This window comes from Neolewinella aurantiaca, assembly GCF_008014675.1.
GTDB classification, from domain to species: domain Bacteria; phylum Bacteroidota; class Bacteroidia; order Chitinophagales; family Saprospiraceae; genus Neolewinella; species Neolewinella aurantiaca.
Genome location: NZ_VOXD01000077.1, coordinates 1 through 3,016, shown reverse-complemented (window position 1 = coordinate 3,016; position 3,016 = coordinate 1). Strand labels below are relative to the sequence as shown.

Annotated in this window: 3 protein-coding genes; all 3 read left to right on the top strand. The window is 41.9% G+C overall.

Translation table 11 applies throughout. The features are described from left to right. Positions 1–391 precede the first annotated feature (391 nt). Positions 392–646, top strand: coding sequence for a hypothetical protein (locus tag FUA23_RS21960; protein WP_147932926.1), 255 nt, complete (start codon positions 392–394; stop codon positions 644–646). Positions 647–835: 189 nt separating this feature from the next. Further along, on the top strand, positions 836–2,017 hold the full coding sequence (locus FUA23_RS21955) for a 6-bladed beta-propeller (protein WP_147932925.1): 1,182 nt from the start codon (positions 836–838) through the stop codon (positions 2,015–2,017). 338 nt (positions 2,018–2,355) lie between these two features. After that, positions 2,356–2,592, top strand: coding sequence for a hypothetical protein (locus FUA23_RS21950; RefSeq protein ID WP_147932924.1), 237 nt, complete (start codon positions 2,356–2,358; stop codon positions 2,590–2,592). Positions 2,593–3,016: the final 424 nt, after the last annotated feature.

The following is a 3,016-nucleotide window of genomic DNA, read 5'->3' as shown; positions in this document are numbered from 1 at the left end:
ATGCCATCCTGGACAGGATCATCCCGAAGGCTCATCGGGTCGAACTCAAAGGAAAAAGTCTGAGGAAACGATCTGAAAACTTATCTTCGTAACCCTAACAAGCGCGAGTTATCCACATGGGGGGTCAATACTCCGGAATGAGGGGGTCAGTAACTCCGGAATACGCATTGTGGCAACGAAACCTAGATTCCTATCCTTACATTTGATACACCGCCAAAATTAGTGCTCAGAATTGGCCGGAAGCTGAAAATCGTCGAATTTTGGGATACTTGGGGATACTTAGGGGTAATCCTTTAATAAGGGCCTAATTTTGGTTTTGACAACAGGCCTCACTTGCCTTTTTATGTGGCCCGATACTTGAGAGGGAGAGATCAAGTGCAAATTATTGCTTATGAAAGCTATAGTTGCTAAGTTCTGTAGTGTTCTAGTATTAGCCCTTTTTTGCTTCATTCCTGCTGCAAATTCAACTGGTGGCGGTGCTGGTAACTCCAGTAATACAGGGTGTCCAGGTGATCCTGCTTGCGGTATGGGCACTGTTGCAAATAAAGGGGCAGAAGTAGTTGGAGGGAAAGTAACTTGCACGCTGGATGATCCTTGCAAATGTTGCCAGCCATCTGCTGAGCCTGAAGACCCAGGCAATGAATAAATCAATTATGTAGTGGAAGCATTCAATAGACTTTTTTAACTTCATACTCAAATAGAAGTCATGGTGAGGAAACAGAAGAGAATACATCTCTTTTGTTCTCTCTCGCTTGAAATTGTCTGGCTAAAATAAGTTTGTGATTCACATATTTTTTTCTGCTAGGATTTACATTGGATATTAAAAACAATTATAATGAAATTGATTTTTGTTAAGTTTACGGTGGTGGTCGTGCTAATGCTAATATTGGCTTGTGAGAGTGAACGAAGTTCGGAAAATGGTTCTATTGCTGTCGTGGAAATTGATAATAGTAGGGAGCACTTTATTAGTTCACCAAAACTGCTTGCTCAAAACAAAATTATAATTATTCCTAAGGCGCAAACTTATCAAATTGGAAATTTTTTTACGGAATTCCATTCTATAGGTGAGAATTTATTGTTGGTCGATAGAAGAGTTTCAGAGGTTACTTGTATCAATGAAGATGGAGATTTAATTTGGAAGCCGATTCCTCCTTCGCCAGGGGTTGATAGGTACGAGGTGATAGGGTCTGTAGATGTCGATAAGTTCAATAGGGAAATATACATCGAAGAGCGTATGAGCGGAAAAATGGATGTGTTCGACTTTAAAGGAAAGTATGTTCGAACGATACAGAAGGTTGCTTCGTTCATTGAGGCTGCAGTAATTGGGGAGAATAAACTATTGTATGACATTAGTTACAGACCACAAGGTGGGGTCAATATCGATTCTACTGGCCCAATGCGCTTCTTGTTTAGAGATGGAGAATCTTTAAGATACACCACACCTATGTTAGCTGCTGCGAGCTATAACTCAATACCTGTTAATAATAATGATAGATTTAACAGAATAAATGGAAAGTTACAACACAGGAGGCCCTTTGGGAACGTAATCTATCAAATTGATGATGAGGCTAACGCTAAACCTGTGCTGTCTTTTTCTTTTGCTAGGGACTTTGAGTTTCTTGCAGTTTCAGCTAATCCAAATGTTGAAAATACTTGGCAAGAACTGTTCGAAAAGGGTTTTCCTCTGCCATCAGTATTTGTTTTTGATGAGGACAAGAATAGGTTGTATTGTAACTATCAGGTCGGAGAAGATTTCTATTTTTCGTGTGTTGATAATGGTAAGCAAATCATAAACCCAAGTAAATATTATGACTTGGGTGGAGAATATGTAAGGGCTCCAAGAATATATAGTGACGGTGTTTTTTACCAGCAGATGTACAGATATGAGTACGAATATATTCAGGCTGCCTTTAGTGACCAATTGTCAAAGGAGGATGTTCAGTCAGGGCTCGAAAAATTAAGAACTATTAAGGGAGATAATGATGATGTATTCATTATTGCTACAGTTTTTGGCTAGCTCTCTTTTTAGAATCAACTTGATGAAAAAGTGTGCAGATAGGTACGAAAAAGGCTGCTGATATTTGGTGGAGACCTATGGATGGTCGAGAATTCGGGAGATGCTTGGACCTTTCTTTGGTTAAAGGACTCGACATTCCTGTTTTATTTTGACCCATGTCTGGGTGGGAGAAACCAAATGTAAATCATTGCTTATGAAAGCTATATTTGAGTTTTCTAGTCTTAGCCCTTTTTTGCTTTATACCATCAGCTTATTCTACCGGAGGGTAACGCACCGCATCCGTTCAGTATCGCCAAGCCGCGGTATTTTTTGATGTATTCAGCTTCTTCGGCGTCGGCTTGCCGACGATCCTGGGGGTTTTTCTTTTGCCCTTGCTGCTGCTCTGCTCCGGCTGTGGCGAAAAAGACCCAAAAACCTTGCGCAAATGGATTGATGCCATGCCCTATGAGTTTCCATACTTACTTACTGCTCCTTGGCAGAAACTTATTTACAGCGAACTTGGATATCCTCCTGGCGTTGAAGAGGGCGATTTTGCTAAAATCAAAGCCCCGAAAGAATATCGAGGGGAACAGTAAAAATGGGCGCAAACCAGATTGTCGCTCAACCCCCTCCCAGCCTCCCCACACCGCTGCGCTGGGGAGGAGCAATCGCGACAATCTGGTTTGCGCCCGTAAAAATTAGCGTTCAGAATTGGCCGGAAGCTAAAAACCGTCGAATTTTTGGGATACTTGGGGATACTTGGGGATACTCATGGAAACCTCCACTTAATTTGGGACTGACAACAGGCTCCATCAAGCCTTTTAAATGTAGGGTGTTCCCTCTGATACGAAATCGTCGAGGCTGATTCTGGCTCAAAAAAGATGTGCTCTCAAACTGTTAGTTTTGGGTTACGAAGCACAAAACACAGATGAGAGCACGCCTCAAAGCTAAGGCACAGCGGTGGAAATCAGCCGCTCTGCGCACCACAAAAAAACAACGCCTCTATCGGGAGCGGTTACG

What these genes read in the sequence shown, in the direction of transcription:
- FUA23_RS21960 (WP_147932926.1), top strand. Translation starts at nt 392, where the DNA reads ATGAAAGCTATAGTTGCTAAGTTCTGTAGTGTTCTAGTATTAGCCCTT.
- FUA23_RS21955 (WP_147932925.1), top strand. Translation starts at nt 836, where the DNA reads ATGAAATTGATTTTTGTTAAGTTTACGGTGGTGGTCGTGCTAATGCTA.